13 protein-coding genes and 2 tRNA genes are annotated in these 19,533 nt (G+C 69.6%); 13 read left to right on the top strand and 2 right to left on the bottom strand.

The annotated features are described in order from the left end of the window. Positions 1-140 precede the first annotated feature (140 nt). Positions 141-386, bottom strand: a complete 246-nt coding sequence (locus ABZV06_RS19700; protein WP_355233844.1) for a DUF6458 family protein — start codon at positions 384-386, stop codon at positions 141-143. A gap of 149 nt (positions 387-535) precedes the next feature. Between ABZV06_RS19700 and ABZV06_RS19695 the strand changes: the two genes are divergently transcribed. Both ABZV06_RS19695 and ABZV06_RS19690 read left to right on the top strand, forming a co-directional pair. Next, positions 536-608 (top strand) — tRNA-Gly (locus ABZV06_RS19695). A 46-nt stretch (positions 609-654) separates the two neighbouring features. After that, a tRNA-Val gene (locus ABZV06_RS19690) sits at positions 655-729 on the top strand. Positions 730-875: 146 nt separating this feature from the next. Here ABZV06_RS19690 and ABZV06_RS19685 read toward each other — a convergent pair. After that, positions 876-1,577 carry a helix-turn-helix domain-containing protein gene (locus tag ABZV06_RS19685; protein ID WP_355623114.1) on the bottom strand — a complete coding sequence of 234 codons (702 nt, stop codon included), beginning with the start codon at positions 1,575-1,577 and terminating at the stop codon, positions 876-878. Positions 1,578-1,935: 358 nt separating this feature from the next. Here ABZV06_RS19685 and ABZV06_RS19680 point away from each other — a divergent pair, with 358 nt between their 5' ends. The 11 genes from ABZV06_RS19680 to ABZV06_RS19630 all read left to right on the top strand — a co-directional run bounded on the left by ABZV06_RS19680 (position 1,936) and on the right by ABZV06_RS19630 (position 19,491). Beyond that, a complete protein-coding gene (locus ABZV06_RS19680) occupies positions 1,936-5,121 on the top strand; it encodes a sugar-binding protein (RefSeq protein WP_355623111.1) in 3,186 nt (1,061 codons plus the stop codon). Continuing rightward, the gene (locus ABZV06_RS19675) at positions 5,118-6,014 is read left to right on the top strand and encodes an NAD(P)-dependent oxidoreductase (RefSeq protein WP_355623108.1); all 897 of its coding nucleotides are present in this window, start codon (positions 5,118-5,120) and stop codon (positions 6,012-6,014) included. Before ABZV06_RS19680 ends, ABZV06_RS19675 begins: the two co-directional genes overlap by 4 nt. Beyond that, the gene (locus tag ABZV06_RS19670; protein WP_355623105.1) at positions 6,011-7,321 is read left to right on the top strand and encodes an extracellular solute-binding protein; all 1,311 of its coding nucleotides are present in this window, start codon (positions 6,011-6,013) and stop codon (positions 7,319-7,321) included. The genes ABZV06_RS19675 and ABZV06_RS19670 overlap by 4 nt, the downstream gene beginning before the upstream one ends. Before the next feature lie 6 nt (positions 7,322-7,327). Next, entirely contained in the window at positions 7,328-8,275 is a 948-nt protein-coding gene (locus ABZV06_RS19665) for a sugar ABC transporter permease (RefSeq protein ID WP_355233824.1), read from the top strand. Further along, positions 8,272-9,111: a carbohydrate ABC transporter permease gene (locus tag ABZV06_RS19660; protein ID WP_355623102.1), complete on the top strand. Its 840-nt coding sequence runs from the start codon at positions 8,272-8,274 to the stop codon at positions 9,109-9,111. Before ABZV06_RS19665 ends, ABZV06_RS19660 begins: the two co-directional genes overlap by 4 nt. 21 nt (positions 9,112-9,132) lie before the next feature. Beyond that, positions 9,133-11,355 carry an FAD-dependent oxidoreductase gene (locus ABZV06_RS19655; RefSeq protein WP_355623099.1) on the top strand — a complete coding sequence of 741 codons (2,223 nt, stop codon included), beginning with the start codon at positions 9,133-9,135 and terminating at the stop codon, positions 11,353-11,355. After that, positions 11,348-12,676, top strand: coding sequence for an enolase C-terminal domain-like protein (locus ABZV06_RS19650; RefSeq protein ID WP_355623096.1), 1,329 nt, complete (start codon positions 11,348-11,350; stop codon positions 12,674-12,676). Before ABZV06_RS19655 ends, ABZV06_RS19650 begins: the two co-directional genes overlap by 8 nt. Then, positions 12,673-13,818 carry a galactonate dehydratase gene (gene dgoD / locus ABZV06_RS19645; protein ID WP_355623093.1) on the top strand — a complete coding sequence of 382 codons (1,146 nt, stop codon included), beginning with the start codon at positions 12,673-12,675 and terminating at the stop codon, positions 13,816-13,818. Before ABZV06_RS19650 ends, dgoD begins: the two co-directional genes overlap by 4 nt. Before the next feature lie 43 nt (positions 13,819-13,861). Further along, a complete protein-coding gene (locus ABZV06_RS19640; RefSeq protein ID WP_355623090.1) occupies positions 13,862-14,833 on the top strand; it encodes an acetylxylan esterase in 972 nt (323 codons plus the stop codon). 112 nt (positions 14,834-14,945) lie between these two features. Continuing rightward, on the top strand, positions 14,946-15,596 hold the full coding sequence (locus tag ABZV06_RS19635; protein ID WP_355233812.1) for an ATP-dependent endonuclease: 651 nt from the start codon (positions 14,946-14,948) through the stop codon (positions 15,594-15,596). Between the two features lie 184 nt (positions 15,597-15,780). Continuing rightward, entirely contained in the window at positions 15,781-19,491 is a 3,711-nt protein-coding gene (locus ABZV06_RS19630) for a LamG domain-containing protein (protein WP_355623087.1), read from the top strand. Positions 19,492-19,533 lie beyond the last annotated feature (42 nt).

Here is a 19,533-nt window from a genome sequence, read left to right as displayed (position 1 = left end):
TCTGCGGTGGCGGCGAGGAATCTTCGCCGAAGGGCTGCGTACCCACGAAGTGGAGGGCGAGCCTGTCGGTGGTCTCCACCTGCGAAAACGGGACGGGCCGGCATCCTCGGGGAGGTCGCCGGCCCGTACACCGGATCGCGTCACAGCGGCGGGGCGATGTCCCGCCGCTCCTCGACCCGGCGGTACTCGACCGGCTGCTCGGTGGTGGTCACGACGGCGGTACGGCGGCGCTGGAAGATCAACGCAGTCATGATCAGCCCGAGCACGCCGGCGCCCATCAGGATCCAGCCGACCACGTCGAGGTTGATGCCGCCGACGCTCGCGTCGAGCGCGAAGGTGAGAATCGCGCCGAGCGCGATCAGGAAGATGCTGGTGCCGATACCCACGACAGCCTCCTTAGGGGGTGTGGTGTGCTGTCGAGGTTCATCAGTACCCCGCCGTCGAGCAGCGCAATCGCCGTCGTCCGAGGGTGCCGCGTCCACCGATCTTGGCATCGGGTAGAGTTCGCTTCGTCGCCGGCGCTTGTCGGCGGCGTGCGGACGTAGCGCAGCTGGTAGCGCATCACCTTGCCAAGGTGAGGGTCGCGGGTTCGAATCCCGTCGTCCGCTCGCGATCCGTCTCGACGGGCCCAGCGGCCAGGTCGAGCGGCAACACGGGCGATTGGCGCAGTGGGAGCGCGCTTCCCTGACACGGAAGAGGTCACTGGTTCAAACCCAGTATCGCCCACCAGATACAAGCAGGTCAGCTGGCCCGTTATCGGATCTCCGGTAGCGGGTGTTCTTGTTTCCTGCCCCGCACGCCAGGAGCCGATCGCGGCGAGCAACGGCCCCGGGTCGGGCGTTCGCCGCCGGCGGGTGCCGAGATTCAGGTCCGTCTCAGCCGTACTTCTCTATCTTCTCTGCCGCGTGCCGGAGTGCGCTGACGAGTTCAGGAATGTGCGCGTCGGGGAAGCGGCCGGACAGGCCGATCGCGGCGTACGGTGCCGAGCCGACGGTGACGGCAACGGTGCGCTCGGTCTTGCCGGCGCGCAGGGCGAAACCGGCTTCGCGGATCTCCGCCAGGTCGGTGAGGACCTGCTCGACCGGGGTCTCGTTCGCGCTGGTCTCCCACATGGTGCGGACGTTCTCGTCATCCTGGGAGGCCAGCAGCGCCATCCCGAGCCCGGAGCGGGTGACCGGGAAGAGGCCGATCCGGCCGAGGGCCGTGCTGGTGTCCATGCCCGGGTCGGCGTGGTACAGGTACGACATGTGGTCGCGCCAGAGCACACCCATGGCCACGGTGTGACCGTGGACGTGCAGCTCGCCGAGCGGCCCGAGCGCGCGGCGGATCAGGCCCGACCCGAAGAGGCTCTGCGCGGCCAGGGCATGGATTCCCGGGCCGGGACGATAGCGGCGCCGCTCGTCCTGTTCGATCAGTCGGATGTGCGCGAGGGTCTTGAGCAGCCGGTTTGCGCGAGAAGGTTCCAGCCCGAGCCGTCGTGCGACCTCGCGTGAGCCGAGGGCCTCAGCGGAACTGGCCAGCAACTGCAGGCAGTCGAGCCCATCCTGGAGCGATTTGTTCGGCTGAGACGGCAACATGTTGCATTTATAGCATCACTCCGTTGCGGAGCGCTACGGGCTCGTGTCGCTCGGGTTTCATCGACGTGTCTTGACGGTGCTATTACTGCACCATTACGCTCGCCGCACTTGACCAACGATCCCGCCTGGTCGCCGCAGTCGACCCTGCTCGAGCAGGCGCGATGAGGGCTGCCCGGGTCGGTTTCCTCCATCACGGGGTGGGTCCGGCGGGCTGCCGCCAGGGACGGAAAGGCGCCACATGCTGCGAACCGTGGCGAGCCGGTCGGCTCGCCACGCGCCCAAGTCACGGGACGACGATGCGCCAACGAGCGGACTGTGGCTGAGCCGAGAGGTGACGAACTTGATACGACCCTCGAATGTGCACCGCCACAGGTGGCGGACGCACGTCGCGGCCGGACTGGCCGTTCTCATCGGTCTACCCATGATCGGCGTCGCGCCTCCAGCGTTCGCCGACGCCGCCGCGGCCTCCGCGGTGCTCTCGGCGACCCCGCAGTGGAACGGCATGGCCGGCAATCCCGGCGACGCCTCCGGCCAGATCTCCACGGCTGCCACGGAGCGGGGCGGCCGCCCCTGCTGGACCACCACGACGACGCCGATCACCAACGACTTCCTGTACTTCCGGGTCGATGCCGCCCGACAGCCGGCCACCACCGGGTACGCGTTCGTCAAGGTCAGCTACTTCGACGCCGGCCCCGGACACTTCACGATCCAGTACGACGGCACGGGGCAGAACCGGGCCGGCGACGCCGTCCCGCTGACCGGCGGGAACGTCTGGCGTTCCTACGTCTTCCAGTTGGCCGACGCCGAGTTCAAGGGCGACCTGCCGTCCGGCGCCGACTTCCGCATCGCCTCCTGGGACAGCCGGCTCGGGCGGTCGGCCACCGACCTGTGCGTCTCCGACGTCTCGGTCAGCTTCAGCACTGCCGAGGCGGTGCGCATCACCGCGACGAACCTGGTCTTCAGCGGATCCGAGCCGCGGACCATCCCGGTGACCTCCAGCGCGGCCAGCGTGAGCTGGGCGGTCGCCGACGAGCAGGGGGTGCCGGCGGCCAGCGGCACGGCCGCGGTGTCCGGTGGCACCGCGACGGTCAACCTCGCCACGGTCAAGCCCGGCTACTACACCCTCGGCGTCACTGCCGAGGTGGGTGGACTCCCGGTCACCCGGTACACGCCGGTGGCGCTGCTGGACGCGCTTCCCGCCGATGCCCGGAGACCCGGGGCGCCGTGGGGAGTCGGGACCCACTTCTCCCAGAGCGACCCGCCCAGTCTCATTCCCACGATGGCGAAGGTCGGTTACACCCACGTCCGCGACGCCCTGTCCTGGCAGCACGTGGAGAAGACCGCCGGCACCTACACCATGCCCACCTACGGCGCCCCGTTCCTCAACGGGCTGGCCGCCAACGGCATGGAGCCTCTGCTGGTCGCGGCGTTCGCCAATCCGCTCTACGACGGCGGAAAGACGCCGAGCACGCCGGAGGGCCACGCCGCCTTCGCCGCCTACGCCTCAGCGATGCTCACCCTCTCCGGTACCAACAAGGTCGAGGTGTACAACGAGTTCGACGGCGGCTTCAACAACGGCCTGTGCGGTCGTACCCCGCAGTGCTACCTACCTCTGTTGCAGGCGACCTACGCCAAGGTGAAGGCCGACCACCCGCAGGCCGAGGTCGTCGCGCCGGCCGGCGGCGGACCCGCGTGGTGGGAGGAGCTGTTCCAGATCGGCGGCCTGCAGTACATGGACCGCTTCAGCGCGCACCTCTACGGCTTCCCGGCACCGCCGGAGGTCCGCGGCGTGACCATGATCCCGACGTTCAAGGACCTGATCCGCCGCTACAACAACGGTCGCGACATGCCGATCGACATCACCGAGAACGGATACCCGACCCACACCAGCGGTGGCGTCACCGAACTGCAGCAGGGCGACTACCTGGTGCGCACGGCCAGCCTGGCCGTGGCCAACGGGGCCAGCCGCTACTACTGGTACGACTTCCTCAACGACGGCACGACCGCGTCGAACCAGGAGTACAACTTCGGCGTGCTGCGCCGTCCCGGGTACCTGGGGATGAACGCCTACGCCCCGAAGCCGGCGCTGGTCACGCAGTCGGTGCTGATCCGCCAGCTCGCCGGTCTGGACTTCCGTGCCGCCGACAACCTGGGCTCGGGTGTCTACTCGTACGAGTTCGCCGGCGGGGCCGGCAAGACGCCGGTCCGGGTGATGTGGGCGACCACGCCGACCCAGGTGGAGCTGAGCACCACCACTCCCGTCACGGTCACCAACGCCTACGGCCGGTCGAACACCCTGGAACCCCTTCAGGGCAAGGTGACGCTGGACCTGACCGAGCACCCGGTCTTCACCAAGGGCAAGCCGACGGCCCTCGCGGTGAGCAACCCGAAGGTGTATTCCGTCTCGGTGCCGGACACGGTCGCCGTCGGCGACGACATCCCGGTGACGCTGAAGGTGGACCGGACCCACGGCGGTGGAGGCACGTGGACCAACTTCCAGATCGAGGACAGCACCTACGCGGTGTACGCGCCGGCCGGGCAGGTGGGAACGAAGACCGTCACCGTTCCCGGTAGCACGGTGAAGGGACCGCGAACGGTGCACGTGCGGGCCGGGTCCGGCGGATCGGCGTCGATGGTGCTGCGCGACGACGCGATGATCACCGATCCGGTCGTGGCGACCGTCGATCCGATCGTGACGTCGGTCGGGCCGCTCGGTGGGTCGCTGCTGGTCAAGATCACCAACAACAAGTCGGCGACGGCTCTGGACGTCTCCCAGATCGCCTGGACGGTGGGGACGCAGAGCGGCACGGTTACCGGCGTCGCCCCGGTTCCGCCGAACTCCGTCACCTCTGTCGACATACCGGTCGCGGGGATCGTCCCGTGGAAGTCCTACGACATGTCGGTGCGCGTGGACACGGCACAGTTGGGCGCGTTCCGGGCCGGTGGGACCGTCGGCTTCAACCCGATCGAGGCCGACGGACAGAACACGGTCGTACCCGTGAATCTGGCGGCCGACGGCGCGGTCGACTACCGGCGGGTTCCCTACGGCGGCACGTCGGACCTGTCGGGAACGGTCAAGCTCACCCGCACCGCGGACGCCCTGTGGTTGACGGCCGACGTGACCGACAACGTCCACGCCCAGACGAAGACGGCCGGCAGTATGTGGGACGGCGACTCCATCCAACTGGCGGTCAGCCCCGACCTTCCGGGGCGGTCGACCGCCCGCGTCGAGATCGGCGCGGCGCTGCTGGGCACCGGTCCGGCCGTGTACACCTTCACGCCACCGGCCGGCGGAGTGGCCGGGGCGACGCCCGGCGCGACCGCGGCGATCGTCCGGAACGGGACCACCACCTCCTACCGCGTGTCGGTGCCCTGGTCCGCACTCGGGCTCAGCGGTCCGCCCACCGCGCCGGTCGCCCTGTCCTTCGTGGTCAACGATGACGACGACGGCATCGGCCGGGCCGGCTGGATCCAGTGGGGCGGCGGCATCGTACTGGCCAAGAACACCGCCGAGTTCCGGCCGGTGCAGGTGATGGCGCCGTGAGCGGGCCCCGGCGGATCCTGGTCACCGGTGCGGCGGGACGGCTGGGCCGGGCGGCCCTGACGCTCTTCGCCGACCAGCTCATCCCCACCACCGGTCTCGACCTGCACGACCCGGGCGACACCCGGGCGGACCGGATGGTGACCGGATCCGCCGGGGACCCCATCGTGGTACGCGACGCCCTCGCTGAGGTCGACGCCGTCTTCCACTGCGCGGCGATCCCCGCGCCCACCCTCGGCACACCGCACGAGGTGTTCACCACCAACACCCAGGCCACCTTCACCGTGTTGGAGGAGGCGGCTCAGCGGGGCGTCCGCCGGGCCGTGCTCGCCAGCAGCCTGTCGGTGACCGGTCTGCCCTGGTCGCCGCACCCGCAGACACCGGCCTACCTGCCTATAGACGAGGATCTGCCGCTGCAGGTGGCCGACCCGTACGCGTTGTCGAAGCAGACCGACGAGGCGATCGGCGCCATGATGGCCCGCCGGCACGGGATGACAGTCGTCGCACTGCGCCTTCCGCTGCTCGGCGGTTCCGGCGACCAGTTCGACACCTACGCCCGCAACTACGTCGACCACCCGTCGTGGGGGGCCAAGGAGATGTGGGCGTACCTGGACACCCGCGACGCCGCCCGCGCCGGCTTGTTGGCCCTCACCGCCCCCGTGACGGGATTCCACGCGGTGTTCGTCGCCGCGCCGGACACCCTGAGCGCCACCGACACGGAGGCGCTGCTGGACGAACACCTACCGGGGGTGCCCCGGCGGACGCGATCGACCGGCCGGAGCGTCGCCATCGACACCGGTCGGGCCACGCGGCTGCTCGGCTTCACCCCCGAGCACCTCCATCCACTGTCCCCACCCGGACAGCCACCATCCTCAGATCAGGAAGTGACGCCATGACACGTACGATCAGCCGCCGGCGCCTGCTCGCGGGCGCGGCCGGACTGGGCTCCGCCGCCCTCCTCGCGGCCTGCGGCAAGGACGAGTCCGGTGACGCCGGCACGGTGACCCTCAACGTCTGGGGCGGAGTCCCCGCGGAGAACGGACCCGACGCCCTGTTCGCCGCGTTCACCGCGAAGCACCCGAACATCAAGGTCAAGTACACCCGTTTCGTCAACGACGATCAGGGCAACCTCAAGCTCGACACCGCGCTGCAGGGCGGTCTCGACATCGACGTGGTCGTGTCGTACGCGCGCTCGGCCCTGGCCAAGCGCGTCGAGGCGGGTCTGCTCACCGACCTCACCGACCGACTCGCCGGTGACTCGGTGTTGAAGGTCTTCGCCCCCGGCGCGAATCCGGCCAGCAACTACTTCTTCGACGGCAAGGCGTACTCCGCCCCGGCCAGCCGCAGCGTCGAGACGGTGCTGGCGAACAAGAGCCTGCTCGACAAGGCCGGCGTCACCGTCCCGACGGACTGGACGACCGCCGACTTCCGCGCGATCGCGAAGCAGCTTTCCGGCAACGGCGTGTACGGGTCTCTCATCCCGCCGGACCTTGCCCGCCAGCAGCTCGGCCCGGACTTCACCTACAAGCCCGGCGGCCGCGAGTCCAATTTCGACCACCCGGCGTTCCGGGAGAACTTCCAACTCCGGCTGGACATGATGGCCGAGAAGTCCGCCGTCCCGATGACCGAGATCGTCGCGCAGAAGTGGGACGCGTTCGCCCAGACCCCGTTCCTCACGGGGAAGGTCGCGATGTGGATCTCCCAGCCGTTCGTCATGCGCTACATCAAGGACACCAAGGAGTATCCGCACGACTTCAAGACCGTTCTGCTGCCGATGCCGGCGCCGCAGAAGGGCGCGCAGTTCTGGAACACCGGTGCCTACGGCGACAACGTGGCCATCACCAAGAAGTCCAAGCACCAGGACGCCGCCTTCACGCTCCTGCAGTTCTGGCTCGGCGAAGGCGCGGCACACATGGTGCCCGGCGGCCGGCTCCCATCGCTGCCCGGGGGCGACACCGCCAAACTGGCCGCCGATCTGGGCGGACCCGACGCCGCGAAGCTGTTCGACGAGCAGTCGCTGGTCACCAACCTGCTGACCTCGGACGCGCGGATCCCCGTGGACGCCATCCAGACGGCGCACGCGGAGATCTCCACGATCATGAGCGGGCTCAACCAGCGGGTCCTGCTCGGGAACATCAGCATCGACCAGTGGGCCCGGACCGCCAAGGAACAGTGCGACGCCGCGATCAAAAAGGCGGCCTAGAGACACATGCAGACTCTGGTTGGGTCGGCCCGGTCACCGGTACCGCCCGTCGTACGGGAGAAGAAGCGCCGGCCCGCCGGGGTCCGTTCCTGGTTGCCGTGGCTGTTCATCGGCCCCAATCTCGTCGGACTGATCGCCTTCACCCTCGGTCCGATGCTGGCCGGGCTGGGCATCGCGTTCACCCGCTGGAACGTGCTGTCCGGCCTGGGCGGGATCGAGTGGGTGGGCCTGGACAACTTCGCGGAGCTGTTCGCCGACCCCAAGTTCTGGAAAGCCCTGGGCCGCACCGTGTTCTTCGCCGGCCTCGGCGTTCCGCTGTCGATCGCGTTCGGCCTGCTGCTCGCGCTGGCCCTCAACCGGCCGCTGGTCGGCCGGGCCGCGCTGCGGGTCGTGTTCTTCGTACCCAGCATGGTCAACACGGTCGCCATCGGTATGGTCTGGCTGCTCGTGCTCAACCCCAGCGCCGGGCTGCTCAACCAGGCCCTGCGGTTCCTGGGCCTGTCCGAGCCGCCGACCTGGCTGGTGTCCGAGGACTGGGCTCTGCCGGCGCTCGTGCTCATCCAGGTGTGGGCCGGCATGGGCTACCAAGCGGTGATCTACCTGGCCGCTCTGCAGGAACTGCCCCAGGACCTGCACGAGGCGGCGATGATCGACGGCGCTGGCGCATGGCGCCGGTTCCGCGCGATCACGTGGCCGAGCCTCATGCCGACCACGGTCTTCCTGGCGATCACGTCGTTCATCGGCACGTCGCAGGGGTTCGGGTTGATCGCCTTCCTGACCGGCGGCGGCCCGGGGGAGTCCACCACCGTGCTGGCCTACTACATGTACCAGTCCGGATTCCAGGCCTACAAGTTCGGCTATGCCGCGGCGATAGGCGTCGTCACGTTCGCCGCGGTACTGCTGCTGACGCTGCTGCTGTGGCGGTTCCAGAAGGGACGGGGGCTCTACACATGACCCGCAGCCGTACGGACCGAACCCTGCGCACCTGGGTGCTGAGCGTCGTCATGTGGGCGATCGCGGTGCTCTTCGCCCTCCCGCTGCTGTGGATGATCTCGGCTTCGCTCAAACGCAACATCGACGTGTTCACGCTGCCGGTGACGTGGATTCCCGACCCGGTCCGGTGGGTCAACTACGCCGAGGTGTGGGCCGGCGATCCACCCCTGCTGCGCTACTTCGGCAACTCCCTGATCGTGGCCACCGTTGCCGTCGCCGGCGAGATGTTCACGTCCTCCCTCGCCGGGTACGCCTTCGCCCGCATGCGGTTCAAGGGTCGCGACCGCCTCTTCCTGCTCTACATCGCGACCTCGATCGTGCCGACCCAGTTGCTGCTCGTGCCCCGGTTCATGTTCTTCCAGGCCGTCGGCCTGTACGACACCCTGTGGGCGCTGATCCTGCCGAGCATGTTCACCGTCTTCGGCACATTCCTGATGCGTCAGCACTTCTCCGCCGTACCCGGAGAACTCGCCGAGGCCGCACGCATCGACGGTGCCGGCGAGTGGTCGATCTACTGGCGTATCTACCTCCCGATGGCCAAGCCGGTCCTCGCCGCACTGGCGATTCTCGGCTTCGTGTGGTCGTGGAACAGCTACGAGACGCCGCTGATCATGCTCTCCAGCGACGAGAACTACACGCTTCCCGTCGGCCTGACCCGTTTCGTCGACGGCGACGGCGGCCTCGCCGGTGGCCTGTCCATGGCCGCGGCCACCTCGTCGGTCGTACCGATGATCATCGTGTTCCTCGTGTTCCAGCGCCAGTTCCTGTCCGCACTGAGCCGCACCGGGCTCAAGTGACACCGCCGGAGGCTCACGACAATGCGTGTTGAACACGCCGGACACGACATCACGGTGGTCGGCGGTGGTCTGGCGGGGGTGTGCGCCGCCATCGCCGCCGCCCGCCTCGGCCGGACGGTCGCGCTGATCAACAACCGGCCGGTGCTGGGCGGCAACTCCAGCAGCGAGGTGCGGGTCTGGGTGGTGGGTGCCACGAGCCACGGCGACAACCACTACGCCCGCGAAGGCGGGATCATGGGCGAGCTGTTCGTCGAGAACCAGTACCGCAACCCGCAGGGCAACCCGTACGTGTGGGACACGGTCGTGCTCGACGCCGTACGGGCGGAACCGAACATCTCCCTGTATCTCAACACCGACGTCCGGGACGTCGAGGCGGACGGGCCGCCCGAGGCGCGGCAGATCCACACCGTCACGGGATGGATGATGGGCTCGGAACGGCTCATCCACTTCTCGTCGCCGATCTTCCTCGACTGCACGGGCGACGGACTGGTCGGACACCTGGCCGGCGCCGAGTACCGCATCGGCCGGGAGGCCCGCGGCCAGTACGGCGAACCCTGGGCGCCCGCCGAGGCCGACGACATCACCCTCGGCAGCACCCTGCTCTTCTACACCAAGGACGCCGGTGAGCCGGTCACCTACGTGGCGCCGTCGTTCGCCAAGGACATCACGCAGACCAGCATCCCGCAGCAGCGCCTCATCCGGGCCGGCGACAACGGCACCGCGTACTGGTGGATCGAGTACGGCGGGGAGCTGGACACCGTCCACGACAACGACGTCATCCGGGACGAACTCTGGTCGGTCATCTACGGCATCTGGGACCACATCAAGAACTCGGGCCGGTTCGACGCGGACACGATGACGCTGGAATGGGTCGGGGCCGTTCCCGGCAAGCGGGAGTACCGCAGGTTCATCGGCGACTACGTGTTGACCCAGAACGACATCATGGGCCAGACGGAGTTTCCCGACCAGGTCGCCTTCGGCGGATGGTCCATCGACATGCATCCGCCGCAGGGCATGTACGCGACGGAGGCCGCCTCCAAGCACCTGCACCCGGACGGCGTCTACCCCATCCCCTACCGCTGCCTGTACTCGGTGAACACCACGAACCTGCTGTTCGCCGGGCGCAACGTCTCGGCCAGCCACATCGCGTTCGGGTCGACCCGGGTGATGGCCACCTGCGCGACGCTGGGCCAGGCGGCGGGGACCGCCGCCGCCCTGTGTCTCGACGCAAAGGTGGCCCCACGTGAACTCGACGCGGGTCACCTCCAGCAGACCCTGTTGCGCTCCGACGCGTCGCTCATGGGCGTGGCCGCGGCCGACCCGACCGATCAGGCCCGCACGGCGCTGGTGACGGCGTCCTCGACGCTGGACGGGATCGACGTGACCGAACCGGGTGCCCAGTGGCCGCTGACCGCCGACGCCGGCATCGTGCTGCCGGTCGATCCCGCCCTGGCGGGGCCGGAACTCCTCGTCGACGCGGCCGAGGCCACGACGCTCGTGGTGGACCTCTACGACCCCGGCCTCGGACAGAACTACGTACCGGGCACGCTTGTCGACAGCGTGCAGGTCCCGGTCGGGGCGGGCGCCCGGCAGTGGGTCCGTCTTCCGCTGGACTGGACGCCGCCCACCGCGCGCAACGCCTTCCTGCGGGTACGCGCCAACCGCGCCGTGACCCTGCACGTCGCGGACACGACAGTCCCCGGCGTCCTGTCCCTGTCCCACGTGCCGCCGGCGACGGACCCGAAGGAGCGGCAGCCGGTGCTCGAGTGGAAGAGCAGGGCCCTGCGCCGCCGGACCTTCTGCCTACGCACCGGTCCGACGGCGGCCTACTCCGCCGACAAGGTGGTCGACGGGTACCTGCGCCCCTTCGCCGGACCGCACCTGTGGATGTCGCGGCCCCTCGCCACGGACGGCGAGCCGTGGTTGCAGTTGGCCTGGGCCGAGCCGGTGACGGTGAGCCAGGTCGAGATCATCGCCAACGACGACGTCAACGAGGACCTGATCAATCTGCCCCATCACCGGATGCCGTTCACGCTCCTGCCGACGCTCGTGCGCGACTACCGGATCGAGGCCCGCGTCGCCGGGGCCGGCTGGCAACCGCTCGTGTCGGTGGTCGACAACCGGCAGCGACGCCGCACGCACGGTCTCGCGGCCCCGATCGTGACCGACCGGATCAGGGTCGTCGTCACCGCCACCAACGGCACCGGCTCGGCCCAGCTGATCGCCGTGCGGGCCTATGCCTGACGGGCTGCCGTCGCAGGCCACCGAAGCAACGATCCTCGAACAGGAGACCACGTTCGTGCCCTTCAATCCCATGCCGGAGACGCAGGCGCCCTGGCCCGGCCGTGACCGGCTGCGCATCACCGGCGTCCGGTCGATCGTCACCGCCCCGGAGGGCGTGCCGCTCGTCGTCGTCCGGGTCGACACCACCGATCCCGGCCTGTACGGGCTCGGATGCGCGACATTCACCCAGCGGTTCCACGCCGTCGCCGCCACCGTCGACAGTCATGTCGCGCCGCTGCTCGTCGGTCGCCATCCGGCCGACATCGAGGACATCTTCCGGATGATCCATTTCTCGTCGTACTGGCGCAGCGGCCCGGTCACCAACAACGCCCTGTCCGGCGTCGACCAGGCGCTGTGGGACATCGCCGGCAAACGGGCCGGCATGCCCGTCTACGAGTTGCTCGGCGGGCGGGTCCGAGCGGCGGCCGACACGTACCTGCACGCCGGCGGGGCCACCGTCGACGACACCCTGGAGCAGGCCCGCGTCCTGCTCGCCCGGGGCTACCGGCACGTCCGGCTGCAGGTCGGCAGTCCCGGGGTGGGCACCTACGGCGCTCCGGCCACGCCCGGCGAGTACACCGGGACACCGCACCCCGGCGGGTGGGACGTGCACCGTTACCTGCGTGACACTCCGGACCTGTTCGCGCAGGCCCGCGCAGCCCTCGGGCCCGAGCCGCACCTGATGCACGACGTCCATTCCCGGCTGACCGTCAAGCAGGCTGTCGGACTGGTCCGCCAGCTCGAGGAGTACCGCTTGTTCTTCCTGGAGGATCCCATCGCCCCGGAGTTCTACGACCGGCTCGGCGAGGTCCGCGCGGCCGCACCCATGCCCATCGCCGTCGGGGAACAGGTGGCGTCGGTGGCCGACGCGGCCCGGCTCGTGACGGGTGGCGGTGTCGATCTGCTGCGTCTGCACATCTCCTCGATCGGTGGCCTGAGCCCGGCGCGCAAGCTCGTCGCCCTGTGCGAACTGCACGGTGTGGGCACCGCCTGGCACGCGCCGGCCGACGTGTCCCCGGTCGGCGCGGCGGCGAACGTCGCGCTCGACGTGACAAGCGCGGCCTTCGTCGTCCAGGAGGGCCACGAGTACGCGCCGGCCGTCCACGAGGTGTTCCCGGGCACGCTCGCACCCCGCAACGGCTTCCTCTATCCGTCGGACGCGCCCGGGTGGGGCATCGACCTCGACGAGGCGGAGGCGGCCAAGTACCCGCCCGTGGAGCACCTCCACGAACGGTGGTCGGCCCAGGTACGGCACGTCGACGGCGGGATCGTGGCCCCGTGAGGATCGACCGTGTCGAGACCTTCCTCGTGGCGCCCCGCTGGCTCTTTCTGAAGATCACCACCGATGACGGTGTCGTCGGCTGGGGCGAACCGGTCGTGGAAGGCCGCGCCGAGACCGTCCGGGCCGCGATCGGTGAGTTGTCCGACCTGCTCATCGGCAGCGATCCGATGCGCATCGAGGACCACTGGCAGGTCCTCACCCGCGGTGGCTTCTATCGCGGCGGCCCGGTGCTGTCCAGCGCCGTCGCCGGCATCGACCAGGCGCTGTGGGACATCGCCGGAAAGGTCCGGGGGGCGCCCGTCCACGACCTGCTCGGCGGTCCGGTGCGCGACCGCGTCCGGATGTACGGCTGGGCGTACGGCGACACCGCCGAACAGGTCGCCGAATCCGCGGCGACGGCGATCGCCGCTGGATACACAGCCGTCAAGATCGCACCACCGGGCGCGATGGCGTTCCTGGACACCCCCGCGGGCGTGAAATCCGTCGTCGATCTCCTGGCCAAGGTCCGCGACGCGATCGGCCCCGACAACGACGTGGCGATCGACCTGCACGGCCGGGCCTCGATCGCCGCCAGCCGTCGCCTCCTGCCACTGCTGGAGCCGTACCTGCCGCTGTTCGTCGAGGAACCGCTGCGGCCGGAGTACTCCGGCGACATCGCCCGGATCGTCACGGCGACCGCACTGCCGATCGCCACCGGCGAGCGGCTCTACACGCGGCGCGAGTTCCGGGACGTCCTGGACGCCGGCGTGGCCGTCGTCCAACCCGACCTATCGCACGCCGGAGGCATCTCCGAGGTCCGGCGCATCGCCGCGGTCGCCGAGATGTACGACTCCGTCCTGGCCCCGCACTGCCCGCTCGGCCCCATCGCCCTGGCCGCATGCCTGCAGATCGACCTGGCCGTACCGAACTTCCTCATCCAGGAACAGGCCCTGGGCATCCACTACAACAACGGCCAGGACGGCCTGAACTATCTCGTCGACGCCGACGTCCTGCGGTTGCGCGACGGGCACGTGGAGCGACTCGGCGGGCCCGGCCTCGGCATCGACGTCGACGAGAACGCGGTGCGCGAGGCGGCGGCACGAGGCCACCGGTTCCGTTCCCCCATCTGGCGCGGCCCGGACGGCGCGTTCACCGAGTGGTGACGACCCATCCGACCTCCGACCACCCCGTAACCGTGGAGATGCCATGGCACTGTTCGACCTGCCCGAAGACCTTCTGCGCAGCTACCGGCCCGCTGTCGCGGAGCCGGAAGACTTCGACAGCTTCTGGACCGCGACACTCCAGGACGCGCGTGCCCATCATCTGAACCTCACCGTCACGCCTGTCGACAACGGCCTCGCACTGATCGACACCCTTGACGTCACCTTCGCCGGCTACGACGGCAACCCGGTCAAGGCCTGGCTGCACCTGCCCGTCACCCGCAGCGGTCCACTGCCCGCCGTGGTGGAGTACGTCGGATACGGCGGAGGCCGCGGCCTGCCGCATGAGAGACCTCTGTGGGCCATGGCCGGATACGCCCACCTCATCATGGACACCCGAGGTCAGGGCGCGAAGGGCCCCAGGGGAGACACACCCGATCCCGACCCCACCGGTGACCCCGCGATCGCGGGCTTCACCACCCGAGGCATCGCCAGTCCGGAAACCTACTACTACCGCCGGGTCTTCACCGACGGGGTCCGCGCCATCGACGCCGTACGGGAGCTGTCCGAGGTGGACCCGAGCAGAGTGGCCGTCACCGGGACCAGTCAGGGCGGGGGTATCGCCACCGCTGTGGCCGGCCTCGCGTCAGGTCTGGTGGCCGCCATGCCCGACGTCCCGTTCCTCGCCGACTTTTCCCGTGCGTTGACCATCACCGACGCCTCGCCGTACGCCGAGATCACCGCCTATCTCAAGGTCCGCCGAGACGAACGGGACCAGGTGATGCGGACGCTCTCGTACTTCGACACGGTCAACCACGCCAAGCGGGCCAGCGCCTCGGCGCTGTACTCCGTCGGGCTGATGGACCAGGCCTGCCCGCCCTCGACCGTGTTCGCCTCGTACAACCACTACGCGGGACCGAAGGAGATCCGCGTCTACCCGTTCAACGGCCACGAAGGGGGCCAGGCTTTCCACGAGATCGAGAAGCTGAGGTTCGCCGCCAAGCCGCTCAGCGGGTGAGCGGGGCACAGGCGACCCGGCGGTGACCGCCGGGGTGCCCGGGTCATTCGACGCCGGCCCGCCGTCGAGAATCCGGTGGCGGGGCGGACCACCCGTTGCGAGACTCGGTCCCGTGCGCGAGTTGGACCGCTTCCGAGCCGCCGTACACCTGTGGGCGGCCGGCGGTCCCGCCGCGGCGACGGCCGCCGCCGAGGCCCGGGGGTCGGCGGCCGGTCTGCGGACGGTCGTCCTCGTCGAGGGGGTCAGCGACCAGCGCGCGGTCGAGGCCCTGGCGGAACGACGGCAGCGCGATCTTGCCGGCGAAGGTGTCTGCGTGGTGCCGCTGGGCGGTGCGATGAGCGTCGGTCGGTACCTGCGGCTGTTCGGACCGCAGGGCCTCGCCGTTCCGGTACGCGGGCTGTGCGACGAGGCCGAGGAGAGTTTCTTCCGCCGTGGACTGGAGCAGGCCGGCCTCGGCACCGCTCCGGACCGGCCGGCGCTGGAGGCGCTCGGCTTCGGTGTGTGCGTGGCCGACCTGGAGGAGGAGTTGATCCGCGCGCTCGGCAGTGACGGCGTGCTGCGGGTCATCGCGGATCAGGGGGACCTGGCCCGGCTACGGGTCTTCCAGAACCAGCCCGCCCAACGTGAACGCTCGACCGAGCGGCAACTGCGTCGTTTCCTGGGCACGATGAGTGGCCGCAAGGCCCGGTACGCCGAGGCGCTCGTGCGGGCCCTCGACCCGGACGCCGTGCCCCGACCGCTGGACCGGATACTCGCCGACTGACCCGTCGCGTCGCTGGTGAGGGCACGGTGAACAGTGCGCTCACCAGTCACAGCGGGTGCCGCGGCGGCGATCATTGAGGGCCGCCGTCCCATTTGTTATCGCGCTCCGTAGTGGACATAGACAAACCTGTCACCCACCCCTACAGTTCGGCCGACTAGTTCTCATCAGTACGGGGGTAATGGTGATGACCACTGGCCGCTGGATGCTGCCTGCGTTCCTCAAGAAACGTTCGCTTCTCACAGTTGGTTGCGCCGTCGCGCTCCTCGGCACCTCGGTTGCCGTGCCCGCGCAGGCCACGCCGGCACCCGCGCCGAAGCCGGCGACGGGTGCCTCCGAGGCCGCCGATCCCGAGTCCGCGTCCGCCGCCGCCCGTCGCTCGGGTGAGCGTGTGGAGGTCGCATCCGCCCGTACCGAACTGACACAGGTGTTCGCCAACCCGTCCGGCGGTTTCACGGCGGAGATGGCCGTTCAGCCGCAGCGGGTCAAGCGAGCTGACGGCTCCTGGGCGACCGTCGACCTGGCGCTCGGGCGAGCGGCGGATGGTTGGCGGCCGACGTCGTCGGTCGCGGACGTACGGTTCTCCGCCGGCGGCGATGCCGCCGCGGTGGTCCTGTCCCGCAACGGCCGGTCGTTCTCCCTGTCCTGGCCGGGCGGTCTGCCCCAACCGGCGGTGTCCGGTGACGCCGCCACCTACGCCGACGTGCTGCCGGGCACGGACCTGGTGCTGCGGGCCACGCGGACCGGGTTCACCCACGTCCTGGTGGTCAAGACGCCGGAGGCGGCGGCGAACCCCCGTCTGCGCGAACTCCGCTTCGACCTGGGCGGCGATGCGCGCGTGGTTCGGGGGCCGAACGGTCGCCTGTCGGCGCTCGCCGGCGACGAGCTCCTCGCCGCCGCCGACACCGCCGTCATGTGGGACTCCCGCGCCGATGTCGTACCGTCGGGTCAGCGATCGGTTACGGCCTCGGGCGGCTCGTCCGAGCCGTCGTCGTCGGCGGCGCCGGGTGACCGAGCGCGTATCGCGCCGGTCGGCGTCGAGGTCGCCGACGGTGACCTGGTGCTCCGGCCGGACGTCGCGCTGCTCGCACCGGCCGGCGCCACCTTCCCGGTCTACATCGATCCGGCCTGGTCCACGGGCAAGTCGCGGTGGGCGTACTCGACAAACAACAACAGCAACAACACGGACACCTCGGTGGCCCGGGTGGGCCGTGACCCGGATTCGGGGAAGCTATACCGGTCCTACTTCGACTTTCCGTTGACCACCGTGCGCGGCAAGCACATCGAGTCGGCGTACGTGCAGATGAAGCTGGACCATTCCTGGTCGTGCGGCAACACGCCGACCTACCTGTACCACTCGGGTGTCATCGCCTCGACCCCCCGGACGAACTGGGCGCCGAAGCTGATCGGCCTGAAGTCCTCGGCCAGCTCACACGCCAACGAGGGCTCAGGCTGTTCGGACTCGCCGCAGCCGGACATGACCGTCAACTTCCAGGGGTCCGCGGTGACCAGCGTGATCCAGTCCTCCGCGACGAGCAACGCCACCAACATCACGTTCGGTTTCTGTGCGTGTAGCGCCACCGACGGCTCGGGCGAGTCCACCACCGACCGGTACAAGAAGTTCTTCCCCGGCAACGCCAAGCTGGTGGTCGACTTCGATTCCATCCCCGGTAAGCCGAACAACCTGCAGGCGGCCGGTGTGGCCTGCTCGACCAGTACGACGCTCGTCATCGGGACGCTGAAGCCGACGTTCTCCGCGATCTTCCCGGACGCGGACGGCACGCAGGCGCTGACGACCGGGTACGAGTGGGTCCAGGTGCCCACCAACGGGGTGATCGACGCGTCGACCCCGCGCCGGTCGGCGCCCGCCGGGGCATCGGTTCCGGCCGGAGGCCGCTCGACGACTGCCGCGGTGACGGCCAGCGAGGGAGTGACGTACGCGTTCCGCGCCAAGGCGACGGACCCCGCCCCGTACAGCCGGACCAGTGTCTGGTCGGACTGGTGCAAGTTCATCGCCGACACCAAGGTGCCGCCGGTGACCGCGACGCTGACCTCCGGAACGGGGATGCCGGGCAGCACGGCGACCTTCACGATCAGGTCCACCGACACCACGGTGACCAAGTTCCGGTACGGCTGGGTCGATCCGGCCGTCACCGAGATCGCGGCGACCAGCGGTACGTGGACCGATCCGTCGAACGTCACGGTCAACGTGAAGCAGGCGGCCGTGTCGCTCGTGATTCCCAAGTTCGGACTGAACACACTCTTCGTCTCGGCGACCGACGGCGCCGGCAACATCGGCCGCGGTTCACAGGAGTTCACGGCGCTCAGGCCAGCGCCGGCGAGGGCCCGCTGGGGTCTGGAGACGTACCCCGGGGTCACGGCCGCGCAGGCTCTGGACGACACGCAGCAGTCACCCCCCTCCGGCAGGACCCCGCTGTCCTCGGGAAGCGTTTCCTGGACCGGGGATCTGCGCCTGATCCGTGGCGAGACAGCCTCGTTCAACGGCACCTCGTCCAGCCTCGCCACGGCCGGACCGGTGGTGGACACCACGAAGTCGTTCAGCGTCGCGGGTTGGGTGCGCCTGGCGGCGCTGCCCACCACGACGGACATGGCGGTCGCCGCGCAGGCCGGCGCCGGCACGGCCGGCTTCGTGTTGGGTACCCGGTTGGAGGGCTCCCCGGCGACATCGCGCTGGTCGTTCCTCATGAAGGACACCGACGTGCAGAGCAGCACGACCCGGGCAGCGGTCGGCACCGCCCTGACGACAGCGGACGTCGGCAGGTGGACCCACATCGCCGGTGTCTACGACAAGACCGCGGGGAAGGTTCGGCTCTACGTCAACGGCAAGTTCACCGCCGAGACCGATCGGACCGCGACGGCGTGGGCCGCCAACGGCGCGTTCAGCGTCGGCCGGGGATGGGCCTTCGGCGGGCCGGGCAACTTCCTCAAGGGCAACCTGGCCGACGTCCAGGTGTACGACCGCGTCCTGGTCGAGCACGACTTCACCGGTCAGCTCGCCGAGGACCCGAACTCCGGGGGTGTCGACGAGCCGGGCATGCTGTCAGCCGTTCGAGTGGGTGACTGGGGCTTCGGCAACGGCATCGCGTGCTACGTGGAGTCCACCGACCCCACGCTGTGCAGCGCGCCGGAGGACGGCCAGTTCGGTCGACGTCTCGCGCTGACGGCGGGGGCCGACTTCGGCTCCCTCTCCGACGACCGGTTCCTGACGTTGGACCGTAAGGGCATCGACGATCCGGCCCAGTACACGACGGAGTACGGGCGCTCACAGGACAATCTCGCCGAGCCGCAGAACCCGGTGTGGCAGGACGGTCGCGTGCTGCGTACGGACCAGTCCTTCTCGGTGTCGGTCTGGGTGCGACCCGACGTGGAGGCGACCGGCACCATGACCGCCGTCAGCCAGGTCGGCACCCAACAGTCGGCCTTCTTCCTCGGTCAGCGCACCTTCACCGTGGGCAGCACTGTCGAGTCCCGTTGGTGTGTCAGCGTCTTCGGTGTCGACGACGACGTCATCTCGGGTCAGACCGTGGAGGTTCCGATGACGTCGGCGGTCCTGACGGAGGACGACCGGGCCCGCTGGACCCATCTTGTCGCCGTCTACGACGTCACCCGGCGCGAGGTCCGGCTCTATGTGAACGGTAAGCAGGAGGGCATCAAGGGCTACGGCAGTGGCACCTTCACCGGTGCCTTCGACGCGACAGGTCCGCTCGTCGTCGGTGCCGGCCGGTTCAGCCCGGTGGGCGGAGCAGCACGGTGGGTGGACCTCTGGCAGGGCGACATCGACAAGCTCGGCCTTTACCAGGGAGCGCTGACCGACGTGGCGGTCAAGACGCTCTTCGACGCGGAGTCACCCGAGCCGGTGGAAGCACCCGAGGACTGACCGCTCCGCAGCCCCTGACCACATCCCGTTCGTCAACCCTCG

This window comes from Micromonospora sp. NPDC005172 (genome assembly GCF_040608555.1).
GTDB lineage: Bacteria > Actinomycetota > Actinomycetes > Mycobacteriales > Micromonosporaceae > Micromonospora.
Note: the sequence above shows the minus strand (reverse complement) of the source record. Positions and strands in the feature narration are given on the sequence as shown.